This is a genomic window from Candidatus Gracilibacteria bacterium (genome assembly GCA_041660965.1).
Taxonomy (GTDB): Bacteria; Patescibacteriota; Gracilibacteria; order BD1-5; family JAGOOR01; genus JAGOOR01.
Genome location: JBAZVH010000002.1, coordinates 107,615 through 132,668, shown reverse-complemented (window position 1 = coordinate 132,668; position 25,054 = coordinate 107,615). Strand labels below are relative to the sequence as shown.

The window sequence follows — 25,054 nt, the reverse complement described above, 5'->3', positions numbered from 1 at the left end:
TTATAGAAAAAAGAAAGGAACTGTCAAAAGTTTTTCGCTATTTCTCTCAACCAACAAAACGAACGAAACTTGTATTATTTTTTACCGAAACTCTCGAATATCAGGAATACTCAGATGAATGCGTGCTTTGAGTCGTTCTAAAAAATCTCATTCATCGCTTGGGATACCGATACGAGTCGCTATCTCACACATCCCTTTTTCGAGATCATTCGTATGCATTTCGACGATATTGACCCCTGCTTGGTAAAATGCCTGTGTGATATCTGCTATCAGCCCCGGTCTATCGTATGCTACGAGAGTTAGAGATACGATAATGCCTGTATCATGTGCAGACCAATACGCAGGCAGTAGACGGGCTGGATTTACTCGGTTGAGTGATTTACAATTACTCGCATGTACCATACATTTCCCGCCACTTCGCATCACCGCTACTATCTCATCAGGAAACTGTGGACCACAACACTGTGCCAATACATGAGGTACCTTTTTTTCTCCTCCGATAATTATCATATGTGGCTCATTGGAGTTTTTGTGGGAAAATGTATGAGGAGTCTTTTGGAGTTTTGTGTGAGGAAAAAACGAAGATGGTTTGCGAATTCATTGTCCAATCTGGTAGAGCATTTCTTCGAGTTTTTTTATATCCAACGTAAAATCGACATATTTTTTAAGGTCCTTGCACTCTGGATCCAAAGCGATACCTTTCTCTAAAAAGGCATGTATCAGTATTTCTCTCCCCTTCTGTACTCCTCTTTCTCTATCCCCAGAGAGTTTTTTTATTTCCACGCCTATTTCGGTTCGAGCTTTCGAAGAAATAACAAAATCAAGCCACTGTGCCGATGGATGAGCATTCGTATGTGTGATAATATCTACCATATCACCATTTCGGAGTTTTGTATCGAGCGTGACAATACGTCCATTGATGCGAGCTCCTGTCATATGATATCCGATATCTGAGTGGACAGAATAGGCAAAATCAACTGGGGTCGCTCCTTGTGGAAGTTCCCGTATATCCCCCTGTGGTGTGAGGACAAAAATAGTCGGATGTATTTTTTTCCCCAGTGTTTGAGAAGGTTCCATCAGTCCATCAGCAAGAACTGACAGCACATTTTGTAACTCTTGTTTTTTATGAGTACTATCACCAAATTGTTTATAGAGAACATGGGCTGCAATACCGTTCTCAGCATGGTAATCCATCTCTTTGGTACGTATTTGTATCTCGATAGGTTGATTATTATTGCTTGCAAGTCATAAAACTGTGGTATGAAGACTCTTATATCCATTTAATTTTGGCACCGCTATAAAATCCTTAAATCGACCAGGGACTGGAGAGAATGACCCATGAATATGCCCTAAAACCGCATAACAATCCGTGATATTTTCAGCGATAATACGAATCGCGAAGATATCATACATATCAAAAACGCTTTCAGAGGATCGCTCCTGCATTTTACGATAAATGGAATACGGTTTTTTGATACGATAGCTAATTCCCTGGTGATATTCTGGTGGCAAAAGTGATTTCAGTTTCTGGATAGATTGTGTGAGAAATTCCTCTTGTTCCAGTGTATAGTGAGCAAGCTCTCACGTGATACGGAGATACGAGTCAAGATCCAGTGCTCGAAAAGAAAGCGTCTCAAGAGTGTCCTTGAAACTATAGAGACCAAGACGGGCTGCTATAGGAGCATAGATAAAGAGCGATTCTTCTGCGATCTGTTTTGATTTCTCCTGATCTTCATGATACTGGATTGTTCGAAGATTATGAATACGTTCAGCCATCTTGACAAACAACGTACGAATATCCTCTGCTACAGAAAAAAGCATCTTTTGTGTACGATCTACATTTGATGCTCCTCATCGGTATCGGATGTGGCTCATGGTATCGAGACGCTCTACGATAGCTCGAACTTCGGATCAAAAATGTTTTTGGATTTCTTCATAACTCGCATGTCAATGTGAAACAGTATCATGCAAAAGTGTCGCAATAATCGTCGTACTATCCGGCTGAAGAATCATCAATTCTTGCGTCGCAGAAAGAGGATGTACGATATAGGGGTCTCCGGATTTTCTCAGGATACCTGTATGCGCCTTCTGGGCATACTCATAGGCAGCCAGAATCTGATCCACTTTCCCCTCCTCTCCATACATCTCATAGCGATGGATGATATCGCGTAGTATGGCGTCCAGATCAGTATGAGAGGCGGTCGAGGAAGTCATAGAAGGATTATACTCAATTCACCATAAAATCCAAACAAGACATTTTCTATTATTTCCCCCATAATTCTTGCAATTCAAAAAAAAGTGTGGCAGAATACAAAGGTCGTATTTTTAACCAAATATATATGCGAGCACAAACACCGGAATCAGTCGCTCATAGCCCCAAAGCTCTTGAGTATAAAAATCAAGAACGTGATAAAATATTACAAGAACTTAATGGTATAATAGATGGCTATGACAATAATATTCCAAAGGAGTTACTCAAAAATAACATGAAAGGAATGATTGATTGAAAAATAGCAAAACTCGAAGAACCATATAGTAGGATGAGAATCAATATATGAGAAATGATTACTCTGCACGATATGGATGATATAATGCCTTATGTTCGTCTGAATATGCTCAGAGAGCTCCATACTCAACTTCTCGGTCTCCACTCTCATACATCTGAGGAACTCGATAAAACATTGAGTAATTTAGAAAAAGAGATAGAGGCAACGAGCAAGAAGATATGATCACTACGTGTCGAACTCGAAAATGCCTCAAAAGAATCTGCTAAGGCATTAAAAAATCTCACAAATAGTGCAGAATATAGAGCGCTCTGAGAGGCCCATACAGCACTCGGAAAGAATGCAGGTGCACTGGAAGCATGGAAAGGAGCAAAAAATATTGTGGATACATCAAATTGAGATCTGACAAAAGATCTTGAAACATATATTTCCACAGCTGAAAAAGAAATAGATGCACAAAATAATGCTATCGCACTTATACAAAGTATTTTTCAAGACACTTCTCTGGATGAATGAAAAATTGTTGCCTATACAAAATGATTGAAAGAAAAAATAGGAACACTTTCATCTTCAAACGCTATTTCACAAGAGCTCACATTACTCTGTAAAAATCTAATGACAGTATTCTCAGATAATCCATTTAAAACAGCTCCGGAAGTACAAAATGACCTAGTGTTTTTCCAGACAGATGTTGAATCCTTGGTTAACTGACTCAATACAGGGTTGAGGACATTTAAAGAAACAATTATTACTATCAAACAAGAAAGCCAAACCATTCATACTACAAACAAAGGTGAGCAGGATAGATTTAAAAGTACTATTGATACAAGAGTGAAAGATCTAACTGATCAAACGAAAACACTCCAAGTATCTCTCAAAAAAGCAAAACAAGCTTTCCAAAAAAAGGTCAACTCTATCAAACCATTGATAGGGAAAGCCCAAGAAAAGGCACAAGAGCTGGGTCAATCAGAAGGTATCCAGAAAGAAAAAGAATGAAATAAAACAAATGAACAAAAAAATAAAAAAGATTCTGAAGGTGCCGAACAAGAAGCATACGAAAAAATTCAGCTCATTGATAGAGAAGACACGGATCTTGATACAAAGCAACGTATCCGTATCAACGCAAGCAACCTCATCGTACGAAGCGGACCAAAGAAATCCGCAAAGCCACTTCTCACAGAAGATAAGAAGAAGGCGATTATGCTCCAACCAGGTGATATAGTTACGCCTATTCTTGACCAAGATGGTGATGTAGCTTCCGTGAAAGATGGACCACGTGAGTATATACAAGTCACATTATCAAACGATACTGTGTGATGGATTGCTCGCTCTGATAAGCTCCGTGGAGGATACAAACAAGAATATATTGATAATACTTTTGAAGCGGGCACTCTGGATGAAACGAAGTCATATAAGCTCAAATGAGATAATATCCGACTTCGTACTGGTTTTAGCACGAAAGCAGACACGATCGATATACTCGATAATAAAAAAGTAGTAAATATTCAGCGTATCGCCCATGAAAGTGCTGGGGATAATGCTCCTGAAGGAAGCAAACTCCAATGGGCACAAGTGCGCGTCACCTATAAGGACTGAAAAATACAAAAGGGATATATAGCGGAGCAATTTTTAGAGGAAAAGGCAGAGAATAATGCTTCTAATAATACAGAGAAATCTTGAGAACCTGAAGTAAGAATAAAAATAACTCTTGATAAAGTAATGAGTTTTGGCGAACTCGCAACAGAGCTCGATACAACTATCGAAAGACTTAATGAGCTGAATTGACTTAATCATTCAAGTGGCGATATCTTCAACCAAGGTTCAGAGTTTTATATCCCAAAAAATACTACGCTATCAAAACGAAACACCAATATAGGAATACCTGAAGCGGCAAAGCCAGCGGAGAAACCTATGACACCTAAAAGCCAAAAAAATCCAATACGTATTCCTAATATTCCGAAATGAGCTAATAATACGTCCACTCCTAGTCCAAAAACTACAGAAATACCAACTCCGGCTCCTGCTCCTAAGGAAGGGGCGAAGCCAACGGAATCAAAGGATAAACCGCATGTAATCGTGCCTTGAGACACATACGAAAATGTGGCAAGCCAATACAATATAACTGAAGACGACCTGCGGCGTGCGAACGACAACATGGTTATGCGTGCGGGCAAAATCATGCGGATTCCGGCGCAGACAACGGAGAAACCTACGGCACCAGCGAAGCCAGAGGCGAAGGAAGCCGATGAGACACCAGCGGAACAGACATACACAGTTCAAAAATGAGATAACCTGACAAAAATTGCTCAGGAACACCATGTTGTGGTGGAGGATCTCAAGAAAGCAAATGCTAAATTACTTGCAAAACGTATAAATGATCAGATTAATGTCGGAGATAAACTTATTATCCCCCCCTCTAAAACCGATGAATCTGAACCAGAAGGTGATGATGTGCCAAAAACTCCTGTTCCAACTCCAGAATCAGCTCCAGCTCCGGCACCTGCACCAAAAGACAAAACGACGCCAGAATAAGGACTCAATTTCTGAGAAAACATAAAAAAATATGTATATTCTCGTGTGGAGGTTAAAGTTATACTACACACTATTTTCGTTATTTAAAAGATAGGAAACGCTCTTGTAGTATCCTCTGATTTGCTTCCGAAAGGAAAATCAGGTAGTATATCAGTACTTAACCAAATTATTATGGCAGAAACAGGTCAAACGCCAGAAAAAGCTCCAGCTGAAAACAATGCTCCAGAAGTGAAAAAAACACCAGAACACTCAATCATATCCAGTATAATTGAGAAAAGAGATTTCTCTGAGGCAGAGATTGCTCTGGTTGATACCCGTCTTAAATTTCTGGAAGATAAAGTAAAAGATGGGCTGAAAAATAAGGAAGCAAAACTTACTTTGACACCAGAAAAAATAGCCGAATTAAAAGCAGATCTCGCACGAGAGTGAGCTTGAGATGAGAAAAAGTTGACTGAAGAGAAGGTTGCGAACATTATTGATGAGAGTGATTTTGAGAAGAAACCCACCACAGCAGCAGAAGCCATGGTAGCACCTCTAGCAGCAGTGGGTGAAGGTATCAAAGCGTTGAAAGAAGGTAAGCCCGAGGAAGCACTCAAAGTCATAGACAGAAGTGGTATTTTTCCAGACGGTATTTTCAAGAAGTTTTTTGAGTGGTTTCATAATATCTTTGGTGATAATCGTATCTCTTTCGATCAATCCAATATGTTTGACAGAAAGGTATTGCCAGCCATAGAAGCTCTCGGTATAAATATCAAGAGTGAGAGTCCAAATGATCGGAAAGATACAAAAGTATCTGTGATGCAAAAACTCGCAGAGTTGGGCGTACCATTAGAGGATAGTGACAAATACTTTCAATTTATTCATGGAGATATCACGGAAGCAGACGTCCCTGCCAAGGTTCTTCAGCTCTTCCGAGAAGGAAGAGACCAGTATGATAAAAGTGTGGAACGATCTCTCAGTTCTGATCCAAAGACAGCTCTCGGTGCTATTCTCAATTTCGTCCCAACAAAAGCAGAAATTCCAACAGCCAATGCGCCAGACAAAAAGGCAGAATCATCCCCTACTACCGCAGAAAAAGTAAAAATATGAGACAAAGAAATTCCTGGAACACCCGAAGAGATAAGTGCCTACACAGCTCTTGAAAAAACAGCAAAAAATATCCTCTGAAAAACTTTTGATGCAAAATCCAGTCTTACAGCCGTAAAACAAGGCACAGAATCAGAACTTACGACGATTTCTCGGTATATATTTTACCAGATTGTTTCAAAACTAAAGGCAACCTACGGAGAGAACTTTGCAGATTCACTCACAGGAAAAGACATTACCGAAGATGACAAGAAACTTCTCAAGCTCGATTATTCCGAACTCAACAAAAAAACACCTAAGACCATGGCAGACACTCTTGAGAAAAATCTCTGAAACATCTTTTGGTCTGGAGTAAAATCACTCGAAACAACTATCAATACATGGGCATGAGAAGATACTAAAAAGAAAGAAATAGCCCAAAAACTCCTACAGTCCATCAAGTGATATCAGTCGAAAGAAGGTGAAAAATGAGCTCCAGTTTTCCAGTCAGAAATTGCAAAATGATATGATAAGCTGATTGCTCAAAATATTGGGCAAACATCAGAATGGAAAACATTAAGAACAAATACGCTCAAAGATACCGCAACCGCTGATGCCTTAATTGCTTATTATACTGCAAACCCAACTCTCGAAATATTAGAAACAGTATAATCCCCTCTTGCAATCTTCCTTTTTCTCTTAGAATCTCTCTCAACTTTTAACCCCTACAGATATATGTCTGGATGACACGCACATGCCGCAGCAGCACATTGATCATCAGATGGTGCAACATTTACTTTGCCTGGAAATCTCACGAGTATAGGGAAAGGTGCTCTTAAAACAGTAAAGAATACACTTGCTAATAGTTGAAAAGGAGTACGCAGTGTTTGGCAAAAAACAGTCAGTCGTGTCGGAGATATCCTCATCAAAAAACCAGTCAGTGCTACTCTTCACCTCGCGGGATGACCAGTAGCAAAAGTACTCGATGGGACATTTTCTGGAGTTGCCCGAGCTTTAACCCTTGGAAAAGTCAAAAAAATACAACCACTGGCTAAAACATTTAAGACCGCAGATAGCATCGTAGCATCTGTGGTTGACAGCGTCGCAAATATCAAACCACAATGGACTTCTCGTGAATGGAATGGCACCCGCGGTTATCTCAAACGAGTGAAAATGAAATTGAATGCTTGGAAAAAAACTACAGAAGAAGCTCGCAAAGCAAAAAAAACTCTTAAAATGCAAAAAAAAGCTAGTCGTAATGCAGCAAAAAACGAGGCCCAACCTGTAAGGGTACTTCCTAAAAATAATCCTCTACCCACTGCTACCAAAGATACTACACACGGAAAGGCACCCGATCCAAAAGAAACAGTAGCTGTTGCTCATGCGCCAGCCGAGAAACCCGCTCTAGAATCGCACAAAGAACCAACGCCAGCACCCACAGAACTAGATGTAACTGCTCACGAAGAAGAAAAAAAAGAAAAGCACCCTCATAATGATCCTGATGCTGCGCCTGAAACATTTGATTAGAGATACATACTCCTCCAGCACATTAAAATAATATATCTCTATTTAAAAACATCCGCTTAAGCGGATGTTTTTTTATTATAGTATTTTCTTGACGATATCATCCACTTCTCCATTTGCTATACCTCCATATTCTATGAGGACATCGAGTGTTTTTGTGAGAAATGCTTTTTTATCAGTACTAGTATGAAGATACGGTTTGAGACGTTCAAGAAGCTCTTTAGAGAGATCACGATTGGTATCTGCTCAAATAATATGCGTTTCGATAATACTATGATGTTCTGTTAGTCCGAGAATCCTTTCCAATGCCTTCTCACTATCACCAGATATAAGAGCATTTTTTATAGCTTCTTGAGCTTTTTTCGTCCATCCAGCATACCGAAAATCCTTTAAGTTTTTTAGATGATATTCGGCTACATCCCCTGGTCACCAATAGGTCGCAACCTTGATTTGCTTATCAAGCTGAGGACCCATCCATCCCCAGACATTCTTTACGCTTGGATTTCGTACAGACTCCTTACGATAACATCGACTCACATACGTTATAGGAACAATGCCATCTGATGTGACTTTCTCCCATTTTCCAAAACCAGGTTCTTCGATATCAGGAAGCTCATAATATTTTTGAAATGCGGTTTCATCATTTGCCTTATTACTCTCTTTTTCTGCTGTAATTTTTGCCTTAGCGTCTGATTCGGCTCGTTCTTTTGCTTGGTCAACCAAGTATTTTTGTATCATTGGTTTCAGAAGTGTATTCCGAATCTTTGGATTATACTGATCAATAGGGGTTTTTCTTGGGAATTTTTTAGTTGTTGGGGTTCGTGTTGTAAATCATAATTCATGACTTATTCCGAACTCTTCTTGTTCTACTATGACATCTCATAGATCTTGATCGTATTCAATAGAAAATATTCTTTTTCCATAATCTCCATTCTTGTTAAATGTGATTTCTGGTTTTTCTGGTGTGAGAACAATGCCAGATTTCCCTTGTTCTTCACAAGTTTGATCGAGCAATAATCTTCCAAGATTATCGGTAACGTCATTTGCTATTTCTGGGGTAACATAATTTCCAGTATGCTGATTTCGAGCAATATTGGTAATAGGATCCATGACTTTTTCGAGTAATTTTGGATCTAATCAAAAACTGTAGGCAGTTTGCACCATGGATTGCAAAGCTGCGTAATCGATTCTCCTATTATCGGGTCAAAAATTCTTCCAAGAATTATATTTTTTATACTCCTCATCTATTTTTGCTCGAGCGCTCGTAAATGGTACATTATCGGTACCATATCATTTTCGTTCCCATCCAACAGATTCACCGATATCAAAAGCGCTCTTTGCATCTGTCGGTATTGTCAGGGCGATGATTTCTGCTCTACGCTGTACTTCCCCCATCATACCTTGAAAAGCAAAATTATCATTTCCAACTCATGCTCATTCTCGAAAGGGATTATTATCAGGTGATGTCCATTTTTTCTGGTCATACACTCCGAGACCACGAGCTATCACAACACGTTTTGCTAAAACATCAGCAGTAGATCGCATTGCCTCCCATTGTTTTTTGGCTGCTTGGATCTGATCAACCCATGACTTTATTTGAGCATATTTTTGTTCATCACGAGTATATTCATATCGTGCCGGCACATAGACTCACCCCATAGGTGCATATCAAGGCGATACTTCGGTTCTTTTCATACACTTTTCTGTTTCTTCCTTGATACGTGCTTCAGCATGTTCGAAAAACTCATCGAGTCGATCTTCTACACCACCAAGATCATCAAGCCGTTTTAATGCCTTATCATTACGACCCGCGATATCTCCCATCTCACCAAGCCCCACATAACCACGTATCGGTTTTAATGGGTCGGTTCCAGTAAGTTTTTTTATTGCTTTATTTACGGGGCTTAACAGTGTCACATTATCAGCAACCATACTTGAAATAGATGGTCATATATCTCCTCTTTTATACCACACATCCTCCCCTGCGAGAGCATACTCTCGATAACGAAGCTTCTCTATCTCTGCTCGTTGAGCCAATGTTGTCTGAGAATGAGGATCGATCGTGAGTTGTGTGAGTGTGCCACACAATTGTGCATGTAGTACATCAAGTTGTGTGAGTTCAGACGTAAATGGCACGATGGATCTCAGAGCCCAATCCTGTTTGTTTTCGAGTTTATAATAATCAATAATCTTCTGTTGAAGCTCATTTTCTTTCAGAATATTTCCTTTAGCCCCATCAACTCGGGCATTCCAAGCATCGATAGGATCCCTCTGGACTACCTGCTCCCCTACTTGCTTCAGATTATCTCCATCTCCTGTAACGAATTTAAGAAGAAAATCATCTTGTTCTGTAAATGGGTTTGCTCCGTCGAGAGCAATTTTCCCCACTTCCATACCGATAGCTACTGGTAAAAAACGCTTGGAAGTAAACTGCATCATATATGAAAGACCAGAGATGCCACCAAGAGTCGCCTCTCTCCATTGTCCCTGATCCCAATTCTCATCGATTCACTGTGCAATATTACCTATAAATTCTTGTGCTGGTTTCCATGAGAACAATCACATAACAGCCATTATCGATATACCTAGCATGAGATGTCCGCTGATTTTTCATCATGCTATTTTTTTATTTAGCTTCTTTTTTAATGCTGCTAAACTATTTCTGTATGGCGATTCTTTTGGAGCGAGATGAATAACCTTATCTATGATAGTTAACACACCCTTTACTCATTCTTGCGCTACTTGCCCAGCAACTAAGAAAGTGATGTACTGTATCAGAGCTTGTTCTTTATCAGGTGCTCCGTCGAGCATCACTGCCATCATGCAGGCACAGAGTGGTGAAAAGAGTCATTCCTTCACGCCAGAGAGAGTTGATTTTCCACTTTTTAGAACTTCCCTTCCGATACTCGATCATGGTATAGTTTCAGTCATAGCGACGATCTTTTGACCGACATTATCTTCAGATAAAAACTTTACCATGCGAGCGAAAGTTTTTTCTTGTTTTGCTGGTTCCATACCTTTCCAATATTCCCGCAATGATGGTTTGGCCTTTTCAACCAATTCGACTGCTTTTTTTCATGCCAATTCTGGCACTTCAAAGAGTTTCTTCACTACCTGAAATCTCCCTTTTTCAAAATATTCTTCAGCGTATTCTTGGAGTATCTCACTACTTATAGTAGCGATGAGGGCTGTCGTCTGTGGTAACCGAGAAGCTGCAAGAGAATCAATAGATTGTGCAACAGCTATTTTCTCATATCATTGCCATAAAATACCAAGTACTAGATTCCTAATAGTATTATGTGGGTCGTCTACTGTAATCCGATCTTGATACCCCTGAAGAGTCTCAAGCCCACTACATGTATTCATGACTGAGTTCCAAAGAGTCTTAAGGCGTTGAGTTTCAAGTAATCTATTACGAGCGTCTTCTATGACTTTCTTTTTTTCCGCATTATCCACACCTTCTACTTCTCATTTCCCAAGTTTCTGGTCAATAATCTGGGATTCTACAGAAAAAATTTCTTCTACAACATGATATAATTGTTTTCCTGTGATTTTTTCCGATAATCACGTAAAGTCAACTACCTGGTCATAAAATTTGATTTTATCTAGCTCTGAAAGTCGATCCTGGACAACTTCATCTGTATTTTTTTGAGATGTAGAGGATTCAAGATCTGACATATATTTAATGTTTTATAGTGACATTCTCAGTAACGTTTTCAGTTACCTCAGCAACCTGTGCAGATCTCAAGGAACCATTTATTTTTGCCAAAACGTCGTGATCTGCTATCAAACGACGATGAGCTTGCGCAATACCTTCCCCTACATCCAACGCTATACCTTGTTGTCAGAGTAAGATTCTATGAACACATCCTGTAATAGTTGCTTCTGTTACAACCCCTCATTCTGGGAGCATAGTATCAATATCATTTTTCATAAAAGGACTAATTCTTTCATCGCTCATAAGAGAACGAAGTGCAGTACGTCTTCCGTCTAAAGTTGTTTCGTCTTTAAATAATGATTCTATTTTTTGAGCTAATGCTTCCGAATTGACTCTTGCTCGTTCCAAAGTGCTTTCAAGAGCTTTTATGGCAACTTCTGCACGTTCACAATACTTGGTTAGTTGAGTATTTTCTACAGTTTGCAACCGCCCTGTCACCATGGTCTCTTGCAAAGCCCTTATCGCACTTCTTCGATCTCCAAGAGTATTAGCTTCATCTCTTATAATGGCCTTTAAACTACCTATATATTTATTTACTAGTTCGTCCTTTTTTGTATCTGTTACTGCCTTATCATCAAGTACTCTTAAGATCCGAGCTTTAATGCCGCGCTTAATTGGGCTTCTCTCTATATCGCTCTTTAATTTCACTATATCTTCTTTTGGGGTATCTCCTGATTCAGCAGGCACAGCAGGAGCTGCTGACGTTGCCTCTGGAGCAGACTCACGGGGTGGAGGAGGCGGAATAATGGAAGGAGCATTAATAGTTGTCGTTGTTGGAGTTAAGGTATTAGGATTAATACTATTTCTCTGAGTTGTTATATAAATTCATAATTCTGCTTTGGGTGTTCTGGTAAGACGAGGCATGATATGGAGCTCTAGTAGTTGCAGTGCTTCTTCTCGTAACATTTGTCTCTGAGGATCTTGTGATGATGCAACAACTTTGAGCTCTCTTTCAAAATGCTTTATTAACTCCAAACCTTGAATACTTCTATCTCCACATTTTTTCATTGTATCCGTAAATCGAGATTCAACCTCATCTTCCAAGGGATCATCTGTAATATCATTCTTCAATTGTTCTACCTCTCTCTGAAGATCCATATCTTTCATTTCTGATTCCTGTTTATCCAAAAATGCAACAAGATTGTCTTTTACATCTAATCAGAGTAATGGAAGTACTTGTTCTCGCAATATTTTAATTGCTTTTTTTCTATTCTCACGAGTTACCGCATCAACATTGTTCTGAGCTGCCAGAGTTTCAAGCTTACCTTGAAAATATTGCAAAAGTTGTATTCGCCGACCATCATCACATTTCTGTATAGTATCCTGTATTGAAATCCAGGTAGCATCACTTAAAGGATTGGAATCACAGTTTGTCTTAATATCAGTAATAATAGTATCAATCCAAGATTCCCAGCGTGTTCGAACATAATTTTGCACGACACTTTCTTTTAATTCTGGCTTTCCGTAATCAGCTTCATACGATCATGGTATAATACTAATAACTACAGCACGGTGAGCTGGTTTAGAAATTATCTCGGTCAGAGCTTTTTGGGCTTCTGTATGAGATTTGGCAGATTCAAAACAGTTATTAGATTGTATAGCAGCTGTTACATTGTTTATATGCGTAGCAAGTCGTGCAATGAGCAGAGCACGAAACTCTGACTTCCGTTCCGGAGGAGTACTGGCATATTTTGGGTCTTCAGTTAATACGTCAATAGCATGTGTGAGCTCTTCCTCATTTGTGATATCGCCATTATCAATTTTTTCCACTAATTCATATAATCCTCATCGTCTTAAAGCATCTGATTCCCATTCAACACAAAAACGATTATAAATAGAGTATGAAGCAGGGGCTCCTCGTCACGCAAGTTGTGTATTGATATATCTAGCAAACATTTCTTTTGTAGTAGTGCTCGTTTGTCTCTTAAGCCATGCTGCAGCATCAACAACAATTGCTTCTGCCATTTCAGCAGTTATAGTTACTCGTGTTGTAGCAGGTAAAAATACCTCCTCACGTCTTGTTATATTTCTTCATGACATATCCGTCACCGCTATATTTTCTCATTGATAAAATGATTCAATATCAGCCACAAGAAGTTTTAATTCTTCTGGTCAATATAAATCTTTTTCGTGATGGAGTATTCTTTCGTACAATTTATCAAGTTCATCATGACTAGCTGTATATACGAGTCTATATTTATTAATTCTATCAATAAAGTTATCAATCACATTTCTTTGTACTAAACCTGATTCGCCTTTAAGAAGATAAATAGCCTGTATAGTAAATATGCGGAGTTCCGCTCGATTCAACTTTGGTCATCGTCAATCAAGGGCATCACCTATAAGATCAAGAGCTTCTTTTTCAGTATAATTTCCTGTTGGATTAGTATTTGGAACATCCTGTACGTACTTATTCAATAATTCGATGGCCGATTTTCTCTCAGCATCTGAACAAGTTAGACGAGCTAACTCTGGCGAACGATCCAGCATCTTAGCAATGTATTCTATACCTTTATCTGCCGCATTTTGATCAGTCAAAGGCATTCTCTTTTTTCCATCAGACTCTATTTGATAACCTCGTAGTCGTGTATTTGGAAGACGGAGTGTAGACCCCAAAACTGTACGATAAGAAAAAGGTAAGAGTAGTAATGAGGATCCAGACGTGGAGTACGCTGATGCAAGAATTGCAAATCTTCCAATTCATCACGGAATTTTTCTGCCCCAACTTGATTCATATCTCCACATATTTGGGCGTAATACCATGCCAAACACACCACCAGGAGCACGAGCTAGATTTTGTACATATCGTGTCAATCATATTGTTCATGCATATCTTTGATCATTGACAGATGAGAGACCAACTTTTGTTAATCTTCCCTCTTTTTCAGAACTTCAAACAGCGGCTTTAATAGCACTAATTCGTGCTAAACCCTCCTCATAAGAAAGTGGACCATACTCGTCAACTCAAACTCTCACTTTTCCTCCTTTTTTTAAAGCCATTCTAGCATAGATAAGTTTGATATTCCCATCAATATATGACCTATATACGTCACTTAATGTGTCATTTGTTGATTTATAAAGATTATTATTTACCCACAAATTTTTAACAAATGAACTTATAGGTTTTGTCGATCTTTCAAATAATTTCGCAGTTTTCTCTGGTCAGAAAAACCAACGATAAGTGAATAGACCAGATCACAGCAGGCCACTAGCAATAATAGCCAGCCACCACCATCCCAGAGACCATTCTTTGGCGTCTAATTGTCCAGGATCTTTGATAACACCAGCTAAAAGAGTGGTATATGCTTCCAGAAATACGAGCTTGGCTTCTTGATTTGTAAAATTTAATTTCTCAAGTCCTTCCCCAGCATCATCCTTCCAATTCAGAAACCAATCATCATCAGTGAATCATAATTCCGAAAGTGGTTTTTCATTATCAACACCCGCTAAATAATCATTCAGTTCAGCTTGGTATCGCTCGGATGCCACCTGCATCATCTTTAATGTATTTGGTCATTTTAATTGGCCCCTGATCGCCTCCTGCATGCCCACTGGCATAGATCATTCTATTTTTGTTCCATCAACTTTACCAGAAGTATTTTCATCTATTTCTTTTACCCATTTTTTGATTGTTTCTTCAGAAACAGTTTTCTCATCTTTATCCTTGTAAGTATCAGCGAATTTAAGTATTTGTGTCAATGTAAGACCATCACCCTCTAGCATCATCTGAGCCAGAGAAGCAGCGAGTTTTTCCGCATCTCATACATCCTCTTTGTCAAGTGAGAAAAAATCATATAAAATCTCAGCATTTTTTGGTCCTTTTGATCAAACAAATTCTCGTGCCTGTTTTTGAAATTTCTCAAAAGTTCTATTTCTCTCCGAAAGAGAATTTACAAAGGGTTCGACTGATTTATATGCTTTTAATTTATCATTAATTTTATCCTTATTATATTCATCAGACCCTACTTTCCCTCTAAGATAATTTATTTCTCAAAAAATATCAGCAATAAGAGGCTTGATTCTAGAATCTGAAGAAATCTCAGGAGATAATGATTTGAAATTTTTTTCTAGACTATTGAGTTCATTAAATTGAGCTTCAACGATATGCTTAAGTCCACGAAGTTCATGAACAAGATCCGTTATACCCTTTTTCTTGGCATCATAAAGAGAAGGAGTATTCTTTAACTCTAAGAAGGTTCAAAAAATAGTATCAATTTTATTTTTCACATAGGGTGCATTTTTAAACTCCACAGGGAAAGAGTTAATTTCCTTTTCGATACTATCTATCTTTAACATATTCAGTCCTTCGGCAGCTTTAGAAGATATTTCGTTTTCTGCTTTTTTTATGCTCTTATTGAGGTCCGATAAAGATGCTTCTGTAGGCCTTTTCAATTCATCATAGTTTTCCTCTTGAACTTTTCATTTGAGTTCATTGATCTGTTTTCTAACTTCTTTTATAGCTTCGCTCACCTCAGGATTAGCTTTTATCTCAGGAGAAAGCTTATCAATACCTTTTATAGCTCCTTCGAGCTTGTCTCGTCTATATTTATGTACAGGCAATTCGCTCATATTTTATAAACAATTAATTTTATTACAGCTCGGTAGGTATAGTACTGGGTGTTTCTCATGCCCCTCCCGTTCATGCTCCATCACTATTTCCAGAATTGTTAGTTCACCCAGATGATGCGCCAGATAATTTTTTGAGCATATCATCTATGGGTTTTTGTACCCAGTCAGGAAGATTCATATCCTTTGTTTTTTCTTGTAAATCCTTTAATATATCGAGTCATGGTTTTCATACGCCTTCAATTTGAGCAATAATATCTTTAACACTTTGTGGACCATGTTTTTTCAAAAATTCAATGAGTTTATCTGGGTCATCAAGAAGTCATTTAGCTGTGTCGATAAGTTTATAACCTCCATATCAAACAGCACCTGCAATAGCTGTAATTGCCAATACTTTAGCAGCAGCGAATCATGGTATCAGGGTAATACCATAAACAACACCAGCGCCCGCAACGGTCAATCATAATACTGCCAATGCTCATTTTAATACTCACAACTCGGCTGGCGTAAGATGTTTGAGAGTATCTGTTGCGATATCAAATGCACCTTCAATGCCCTCAAATGCAACACGAACACCAGTAGCTCCCAGTGTTCCCAATTTAATACCAGATTCTAAAATAGAAACACCGGCACCCTTGAGACTCTCTTTGAGCTCTTCCATCTCTTTCTCTACATTAAATGGCACCTCTGGCTTCACCTTCAATGGTTCTGCAAAGAGAGTCCATAGAGGTTTTCGACGGTCAATAGCATCTGGTCCAGAACTACGATAATTCGCAATAGCTCGTAGGATTTTGTATGATTGTTCAGCAGTTTTTCTATTACCAAAGTATTTAAGATACATTTCTTCACCTTTATCAGGACCAAAGGCAGGACCGGTAAGTAACTTACGGATATCCCCCACATGAGAGCCAACAGATGTATGGTCTCGATATCAGACCGCATCAGCGAGTTTTGTTGCTGATACCCTGGAAAGTCCAGAATTTCTATCACTGAAACAATCTGTAATCAGTGAACGGAATATATGCCACTCTACTGTACTGGACGAAAGGCCCTGAATTATATTGGCTGTCTTTATACGTTCTGGAACAATACCGCCTCACACCGTATCCCAGATAGCCCACACATTTTCTGAGTGATGTGGCGACATACCTTTCATAATAGGTTCAAATTCACCATTCTGTGTACGATCAACAATAGTATTGGCAGTACGTTTGACGAGTTCTCCACCATACCAGATTCATGCTGTCCATGCGGCAGTCTTACCAAACTCTCACCATGCCTCTTTCATAGCTGCTTCATCACCAAAAATAGTTTTCCAGACTGCTTTTGTACCTTTCCAGATAGTTCCAGCGACAAATCATACTTTTACCACATTGTACGCCAGATCAGCTATCTGTACTCCAGCTCCTCATATTTTTTGCATTGGCGATATGACTCCTATCTTTTTCATGCGTTCGATAGCATCTTGCGTTGTCTGGAGCTCTTTTCAGATATTAAAGCCATCACGTATCAGGACGCCATTTTCTGTCACATTAAATCCTCCTGCCTTTGAAGAACTGAGAATATCTGCATCAATAGGAGAATTGCTTGCTATGAGGTCTTTGTTCGTTGCAACAAAAGTATCGACAGTGAGTTTACTCATATCGGACCCCATACTACTCATAAATGTGCTCGCTTGAGTCGAATTGAGTATCAGACCTTTTTTGAGCCATTCCTTTGTCTTTGGTTTACAAGAAGCAATAAAATTCTTGAGCTCTGGTGCTCACTTGACCTCTACATCATTGTTTGTGAGGAATACGAGTCGTCCACGGAGAGCATAAATCTGTCGGACAATACTAATAAAAAATACTGCCTTCCCTTCATCTGGAGCCATCATGGTATCAGTTTTCTCAAAATTTCGTAGAGCTTCCACGACGCCCGGCATCGTATCCATGACTTCTGCATCAGAGAGTCATTTTCAGAAATCTTTTAATATCATTCTCGCGTTCTCGATATTTATCCCTTTCTGTACATCTTTTTCTATATTTTTCAGTTTCAGCATAAGAACTGGATTCCCGCTTACTCGTGGATCTTTTCTGAGATTATCAATATGTCTTGAGAGACTCACACCTGCATCATCAATTCCACCATCCAAATTGCCACCATGAGCTTTTTGTGGATCAGATTTTTTTGGGGCTGGAGCTGGTACTGCCGGTGCTGTCTCCTCTTCTTGATCGGGATCTCATTTCTTTTTACCTTTTTTTTCTGGAGCAGTTTTTGGTTGTTCCGGTGTGCGTTCAGAATTTACTTTCTGCCACGCTTTAGTTTTTTCTGCTTCCTGTAATATTTTTTGAGTTTCTGGGGTACCGGTGGCAATCATTGTGATAGCTCCTAATACTTGTTTATCTGGATCTTTTGTTTCTTTAAGAGCTTTTTTTAGAAATTCCAGATTCACTCGAGCATGAGTAATGGTCTTAATAGAATCTCTTTTAAAGAAACTCTCTACTCTCTGCTTTTCTGCATCTGGAAGTCATAAACCTTGAATAATTTCCTGAATTTCAAGATCAGGATTTTCAGCAGGTTTCTTATTAGTATCAGCCATAAAATAAAGGTTAGAAATATGACATCCTCTTGAGAATACCATATATTTTCTGCCTTTGCAAATAAATCAGATTGTTTTTTTATTTTTCTATGAATTAACCTTGAAAAATCTATTTTTATTGTTTTATATATCTATTTCATTGCTTACTGTTTCGGTTTCGATGAAATCTTCTGAGCAACATAGCTTTTTATACCATCTACCCCCGTATTCCACCAAGCTTTTGCAGAACTCCAAAATGTCGCATCCACATCAGACTCTGGAGAAGTGGGAGTTGGGGGAGTATCTTTCTTGGCAGCAACCTTTTCTGTAGAGGCAATAGGAGAAGCAGCGGGCTTCGTATCTGGAGCTCTCCCCCATGCGCTAATCAAATTATTGATAGTTTGAAGTGATATCTGATCTTCTGATGGCATTTTCTCCTTATAAGTATTTAAGAGTGTGAGAGCTTCTGGGAGTTTACCTATGTTACCCTCACGTAAGATACTCTCTATATTATCGAGCGTACTCAGAAGAAGCTTCTGGGTAGCTTTATCTTTAATTTCCTTTGCCCCCTCCCGAGCCCTTGAGAGCATTTCTTTTCATTTACTCACAATCACCCCCGCTATCTCGGCTTTTGTCTTTCATTCTGTCGGCTCAGGAGTGGGAGTCGGTGCTGGTGTTTCATTTTTTGATGCTGGCAATACAGTTTCGGCAGGTGCTTGTTCAGTATTTGAAGGAGGTGCTGGCGGTGTTTTTCATGCCAATACATCCGTGAGTCCATTTATTTTTTTAAAAAATGATTCTTGTGGTTTCCCATTCACAAAATCTGATTCTGTAATATGGCTTGTAGGAGGAATGGTCTTCTTCACTTGTTTCTTATCCTCGAAAACGATTATTTCATGCTGATCGATAATGCTCGACCACATCTCGGGAGATACCGCTGGGATTTTTTGTTCTGGAGTCATAGAAACGGGCATATAGGCCTTGGTAAATGGAGCAAGGCGCCTCGTCGTCACATTGACCAGATTTTTGCCAGACATAAGAGGAGATTTTTTTGATTGACTCAGTGCTTTTAGATTCTTGGCAGATAACCGTTGAAAACGTTTTTCGTCACCAAAATAGGTATCGATATCCTCACTGGGTTCAACGCCCAAAAACATCTTGATAAAATTGCCAATAAATGGAAGTCATGAGAGAAACTTCAGCACTCACTTGAGCATATCACGTCACCAAGACATCGGACCGCCCGTGTCAGGACTATCTGCAAACATATCGAGAATATGTTTTCCCGAACCAGTGACTTTGTCGAGAATCGCGGTTTTGTTTTCAAATACCCTCTTCAACCTCCCCGCCATCTCTGCGGTTCTTTCTGGTCATGCCTGAGGAGCAGTTTTTATTTGTTGTTCAAATTCTTCTGCTGTTTTAGCTGGGAATTTCTTTTCGATATCGATAATATTTTGTGGATCAGAGAGAAATCCTGAAAGAACATCTGCCTCATCAATATTTTTTCCGGCTGGTCTATGGGTTCCGAGGATTTCGAGCATAAGACCAAACTTTTGTGCAATATGTCCACTCACCCTTTCCTCTATCGATGCTTTATTATCCAGGAAATTTGATACTTTTGAAAAAGAATCAGTCGATCATTCCATTAAACTTTTTGCAGCATCAAACTTTCCCATCGGATCTTTCATAACTCATCCGAGTCCTCACTTTGTGACATCTCAGACCTTCTTAAACGTGTTGTTAATATCAGTAAATATACTGCCAATCTCAGATATTTTTATACCTCCGAGCACTTCATAATAATGATCAAACACATATCAGAGGATACCTATTTTGATATTCTCTTTCTCGTAAGGGCTCAGAGAAAAAACCTCGAGTTGTGTATCGAGAGTCGAGAGAAGAAGCTCGGCACCATCGATAAGTGTTTCATTGTTGGTTTCATAGACTTTTTCGACGATATATTCAGCGGTAGCATTGGGTGGCAATGTCTCATTGTTTTCTGGAGTACCTTCAGCAATTTGTGGAACTGATGGTGTGGTAATCTGTTTTTCAAATTCTCATGCTGTAAATTCTTTTGCAGATTCTGTTTGTGCTGACTCAACAGCTTGTGCAAGCGCCATTAACCCCTCCTTCGTTTCCTCTGAGGAGCTCAGAGCTTTTTCCAATGTTTGAAGTGCTATTTTTGCAGAATCTTCGATAGTAGCTTCAGCAGTAGAAACATATTTTTTAGCAGCATCAATATTGAGCTTTGTCTGACTTGGAAGAGATGTATCGTTGACCATAAAATAAGTATAGTCTATTTTTTTCTGGAATGCAAATATGCCTCTCCCTGAAAAACCACCTCATCTCAGAGGTGGTTTTTGTATACATTTCCATAAATATTACCCTTTTGGGACAGTATCAGCTATAGCGCCGTTCTCTACTTTCTTCAGAAATCCATATGAGCCACCATATTGATTGGCCTGAATATAGCTAGGAGACGCGGTATAGAGCGTATCACCTATAGAGAGACCTCTTTGGATAAAGTATGGATAATAATTCCATATCTGATTCGCGAGATAGGATGAGTCATCGTTTTCAGCAAAACAATAGGCGGGAATATTTTGGTTCGCTGGATTATCCCCTGGTTTCATGCATATCCTCTCCCCTGTCGAGATGAGTGTATAGCATTTTTCTTCTGTCACAACAGCCGTATATTGAGCACACTCTTGTTTACGTTTTTCTGCGATGCCTGTCATATCGATATGTGTCACACGTCCAGCTTCAGAGATACCGTCAAGACCAATTTTGACAGCGAGAAGGCCTTGCCATGCGTAACTTGACTGGTAAGTCACCTGATTCTGATCCATCAGTTGTGCTGGGATAAGAAGGGTCTTTTTTGCACTATCCCATACGAGAGCTCGTGGGTTCCAGAGAGCATCAGAGGATGACCCCATTCCGCCAATAATTTTTGAATACTGTTGTTTTGGGTTCTTGATATCCGCTACATCATAGAGATCAAACTTGAGTCCTCCATTGATGGTACCACCCCATTGAGCCGTCTTCGTATCATAGCCGATACCGATAAGATGTGTCGCATCATACGGGTGCAGATAGGTCGAATATCCTGGCATCTTGAGTTCTCAGAGGATCGACATCGCTTTTGCATCTTTTGTATCGATGACGAAAAATGGATCTACCTGCTGAAATGTCACGAGATACAAACGGTCTCCGATATAACGAGCAGCTTGAAATCGTTCATTCGCACCGACATTTTCGAGTTTTGAAAGGAGCTTACCAGTCGCATCAATAGCAAATATATCGACTCCATTGGTCGTCCAATCTTTCTGATTTGCAGTAAAGAGAACGCCATCTTTTTCATTCATCGCATACTGAGAAAGTGGCATACCCGGTGTCAAAACTGAATACTCATATTTTACAGTAGATTTGTTCGTACTAAATCGATGAATGAGAGAATTTTGTTCGGATCGAAATTCTGGTACCAGACAACGTGCGTTAATCGGACAAGGCGAGCCACCCACTCCTTGTTTCCAATAATTACTCACGATATACAGACTTCCTTTGGTCATAAAAAATTGACTCGCATCACCAGAGATGACTTTTTTTTGTGCTGGTGCAGCACTCTTGAGCGGAATAGTCGAGAGCGTGAGAAAGGAGAGTCCTTGTGGTTTTTTTGGCAAGATATATTCTATCTCATCACAACCAACCGTATCTTTTGTCAGAGAATAGGGTATCTTCTTTCACTTGAGCGTGAGCTGTTTGGTGGTATCACTTGTACGATTGATTTCGACTGATTTTGGAAATGCTTTTTCTACTGAAAAATCTGTATCAATATACGTATTAATGTTTGCTGTTGTGTACACTCATACGGTATTCCAGATATTGAGATTGATGAAGTTCTGTGATACCACATAGAGATACTCCCCTTCGCGACGAGACTGAGAATAGTCACCATCCACGGTATAAAATCTATCTAGCTTTGGTGCGGTCACATCAGTCACATCATACACGACTACGACAGTCATGCCCCCATTTCCTATAGAAATAGGGCTCGGATTGTAGATATAATTTTGATTCCATTTATTTGCGAGAATCGTGAGCTTATTATCTGCGAGATAGAGTTGAATATTTCCATAATTGGAAGGAAGTTTGATTTTTTTTACGATTTCTAGATTTTGAGCAGATGAAGCTTTGGTAATAGTCACATATTGAAAACCATCTTTCTCTGGAGTACCAGAAGCATAATAGATATATTTGCCGTCAGTTTTTATCACTTCTGCCTCATCGATGCCCTCTATCTGTACATTGGTGCTACTGAAAGCCATACCGTCTCCCCCACCTCCACCGATACCTTCCGCCATGCCTCATCATTTTGCATTATCCATACTTGGGTTTCCTTGCCCATTCAGTTTCACTTGTTCGAGAAGTGCATTTCGGAAATATTTTTTCAAAACAGTATTCATATCCTGACATGACGAAAATGTCTGAAATGAAAGTTCAGACTCTGATGTACTCTTCTCTTGATCGATAACTTGTGTATCATCGATAGCAGCAAATGCTGATGAAATACTTGCAAGAAGCAAAGTGGCAACAAGAGCAATATGAAATGGCTTGTACATAAAATAAAAGTTATAAAATATTACTACCGACCATTAAGTGTACTTATTTTTTTCTTATAACAAGATGTCTCGCTCATTCTTCACACAAAAATTCACAGTACTTTTTTGAACTCTCTTGGTCGTCTCCATTTGAACTCTCTTGATAGCATATTTGTATAGGTCAGAGCAATTCCCTGCCACATCAGCTGAGTCTCCTGAGGTCACTATCGAGCCAGTTTCCGAGATACAAAAAGCAGAACAAAAAAGAGAACAACAGGCCGAACGAGAACGAGCGAGCGATGCACTTCTCCCTGCAGAAACAAAAAAAGAACGGGCAACACTCCTCTCAAAAAAGGCAGATTATTTTGCACTCAATAATGAATTTCACGATGCGCTCACTATCTATCAGCGAGTTATCGGGCTCTCCTCTGATCTTGAGTATAAAAAAAAGGCGGCAGCCATAGCATTTCGAGCGAGAGAGTTTTGAAAAAGTATCGAATGGTATACCGAGGCGCTCTCTATCTTATCCACACGAGAAAAAGAGGAACTCCTCCTCGGTATGCGGTATACCAAGGATCCAGATTTCCAAAAAATGCTCTCCAAAATCGATATCCCCGCCTATGTTCGACAGGCATACGAGGTTTCATGGATGTGTGAAACGACCTTTATTGATTGCGAAACGAGCATCAAAAAATACTCCTATAATTATGAACCAATCAATATTCTCAAAAAGGCATTGGAAGACTTCAAAAATCTCCAAAATACAGATATAAATTATAAGGAAGCACTCCTCATCGGTGCTTTTTACAAAAATAAGGATTATAGCACCGTCATACGAGTGGGAGCTAATCTTCTCTCGCGTAAACCTGACTACAAGCCAATCCTTAAAATTGTTGGTTTTTCTGCGTACCTCACCAATCAGTATGACCGTGCTGAAAATGCCCTCAAAAAATATAAGCTCCTTGACTCAGACGACGCCGAAGTAGATTTTCTGCTTGGTCTGATCTATTTTGGTCGCAATGATTATCAGCTCTCAAATTTGTATTTTAATAATGCTGTCACTGGTGGCTACCAGCCCAAGAATGTGGTCGAGAGAAAGCTCGCATATAATTATGGTGTTCTCGGGATGAATGATACTATGTTTCAGGTCCTCGGTCATCTGCTCGAAAATCCTGATGTCACCGAGCTCGACATCACCAACGCTCTCTTTCTCGCTCTCACGGAAAAACAAATGCCACTTGTCCAAAAATGGATCGCACGATGAATGGAAAAATTTCCGAGCTCACCTGATATTCTCGGACTCCGCGCATGGTCTCTACGACTCGCTGGAAACTCTGACACAGCACTAGTTATCCTCGATGATATCCTCAAAAAAACACCAAATCACCTTATCGCTCTCGTACAGGCCTGAATTATCCATGCGGAAAAATGAGAAACAGACATCGCAAGACCACTCCTAGAAAAAGCAAAAATGATAGATGCTGGAGGGACCTGGGCTGATACTCTCGAAACCTATCTCTCAAAAGATCCTCCGAAGAAAAAATAATTTTACTCTACTTTCCATCAGCTTCAGCGCGCAGTTCAGTAAGTTCACCTTCTAGACGATGAACAATTCTGCCGACTTTCTGCAACTCCTGACTACATGGTCAGTAATGCGGATCATTTTCTAAAAGATGTAAGATTGCCAATTGTTGATCATTTCTGTAGTCTAAGTCTCTTGCACCTTCTTCTCTGGATACAATAAGTGCCCATAATTTTAGATGGGAGATAAATTGTGCTGGCAAAACGAACCCACTACCTTCATAACGCAATGTAGTCATTGGATCTGCCTCCTTTTCGAGCTCTTCCTGAGCTCATGTATTTGTGGCATAAAGACTATACGATGAGATTCAATTTTCTGCCATAAAAATAAAAATTATAGGTAAACGGTCTGCATTTTATATCTTAGGATACATTTGTCAAAATATTTTTTACTTTTGTAGATTTA

General features: G+C 39.4%; 11 protein-coding genes. 4 read left to right on the top strand and 7 right to left on the bottom strand.

Annotated features, from left to right (window positions below):
- Nucleotides 1-81 precede the first annotated feature (81 nt).
- Nucleotides 82-2,214, bottom strand: a complete 2,133-nt coding sequence (locus tag WC753_04005; GenBank protein ID MFA6080611.1) for a RelA/SpoT family protein — start codon at nucleotides 2,212-2,214, stop codon at nucleotides 82-84.
- An 86-nt stretch (nucleotides 2,215-2,300) separates the two neighbouring features.
- Here WC753_04005 and WC753_04000 point away from each other — a divergent pair, with 86 nt between their 5' ends.
- From WC753_04000 to WC753_03990, 3 genes are all read left to right on the top strand, one after another.
- Nucleotides 2,301-5,036 (top strand): LysM peptidoglycan-binding domain-containing protein, encoded by a 2,736-nt coding sequence (locus WC753_04000; protein ID MFA6080610.1) that lies wholly within the window; start codon nucleotides 2,301-2,303, stop codon nucleotides 5,034-5,036.
- A gap of 171 nt (nucleotides 5,037-5,207) precedes the next feature.
- The gene (locus WC753_03995) at nucleotides 5,208-6,773 is read left to right on the top strand and encodes a hypothetical protein (GenBank protein MFA6080609.1); all 1,566 of its coding nucleotides are present in this window, start codon (nucleotides 5,208-5,210) and stop codon (nucleotides 6,771-6,773) included.
- A gap of 63 nt (nucleotides 6,774-6,836) precedes the next feature.
- Entirely contained in the window at nucleotides 6,837-7,628 is a 792-nt protein-coding gene (locus tag WC753_03990) for a hypothetical protein (protein MFA6080608.1), read from the top strand.
- A gap of 75 nt (nucleotides 7,629-7,703) precedes the next feature.
- Here WC753_03990 and WC753_03985 read toward each other — a convergent pair whose 3' ends face one another.
- The 5 genes from WC753_03985 to WC753_03965 all read right to left on the bottom strand — a co-directional run bounded on the left by WC753_03985 (nucleotide 7,704) and on the right by WC753_03965 (nucleotide 23,088).
- Nucleotides 7,704-11,303: a hypothetical protein gene (locus tag WC753_03985; protein ID MFA6080607.1), complete on the bottom strand. Its 3,600-nt coding sequence runs from the start codon at nucleotides 11,301-11,303 to the stop codon at nucleotides 7,704-7,706.
- 4 nt (nucleotides 11,304-11,307) lie between these two features.
- A complete protein-coding gene (locus WC753_03980) occupies nucleotides 11,308-15,912 on the bottom strand; it encodes a hypothetical protein (GenBank protein MFA6080606.1) in 4,605 nt (1,534 codons plus the stop codon).
- 22 nt (nucleotides 15,913-15,934) lie between these two features.
- Complete coding sequence (locus WC753_03975; GenBank protein ID MFA6080605.1) at nucleotides 15,935-18,490, bottom strand: hypothetical protein; 2,556 nt, start codon at nucleotides 18,488-18,490, stop codon at nucleotides 15,935-15,937.
- A 143-nt stretch (nucleotides 18,491-18,633) separates the two neighbouring features.
- Entirely contained in the window at nucleotides 18,634-20,751 is a 2,118-nt protein-coding gene (locus WC753_03970; protein MFA6080604.1) for a hypothetical protein, read from the bottom strand.
- A gap of 99 nt (nucleotides 20,752-20,850) precedes the next feature.
- Nucleotides 20,851-23,088: a beta-propeller domain-containing protein gene (locus WC753_03965; protein MFA6080603.1), complete on the bottom strand. Its 2,238-nt coding sequence runs from the start codon at nucleotides 23,086-23,088 to the stop codon at nucleotides 20,851-20,853.
- Between the two features lie 64 nt (nucleotides 23,089-23,152).
- Between WC753_03965 and WC753_03960 the strand changes: the two genes are divergently transcribed.
- Nucleotides 23,153-24,613 (top strand): hypothetical protein, encoded by a 1,461-nt coding sequence (locus WC753_03960; protein ID MFA6080602.1) that lies wholly within the window; start codon nucleotides 23,153-23,155, stop codon nucleotides 24,611-24,613.
- A gap of 7 nt (nucleotides 24,614-24,620) precedes the next feature.
- Here WC753_03960 and WC753_03955 read toward each other — a convergent pair whose 3' ends face one another.
- Nucleotides 24,621-24,971, bottom strand: coding sequence for a hypothetical protein (locus tag WC753_03955; protein ID MFA6080601.1), 351 nt, complete (start codon nucleotides 24,969-24,971; stop codon nucleotides 24,621-24,623).
- Between the last annotated feature and the right edge of the window lie 83 nt (nucleotides 24,972-25,054).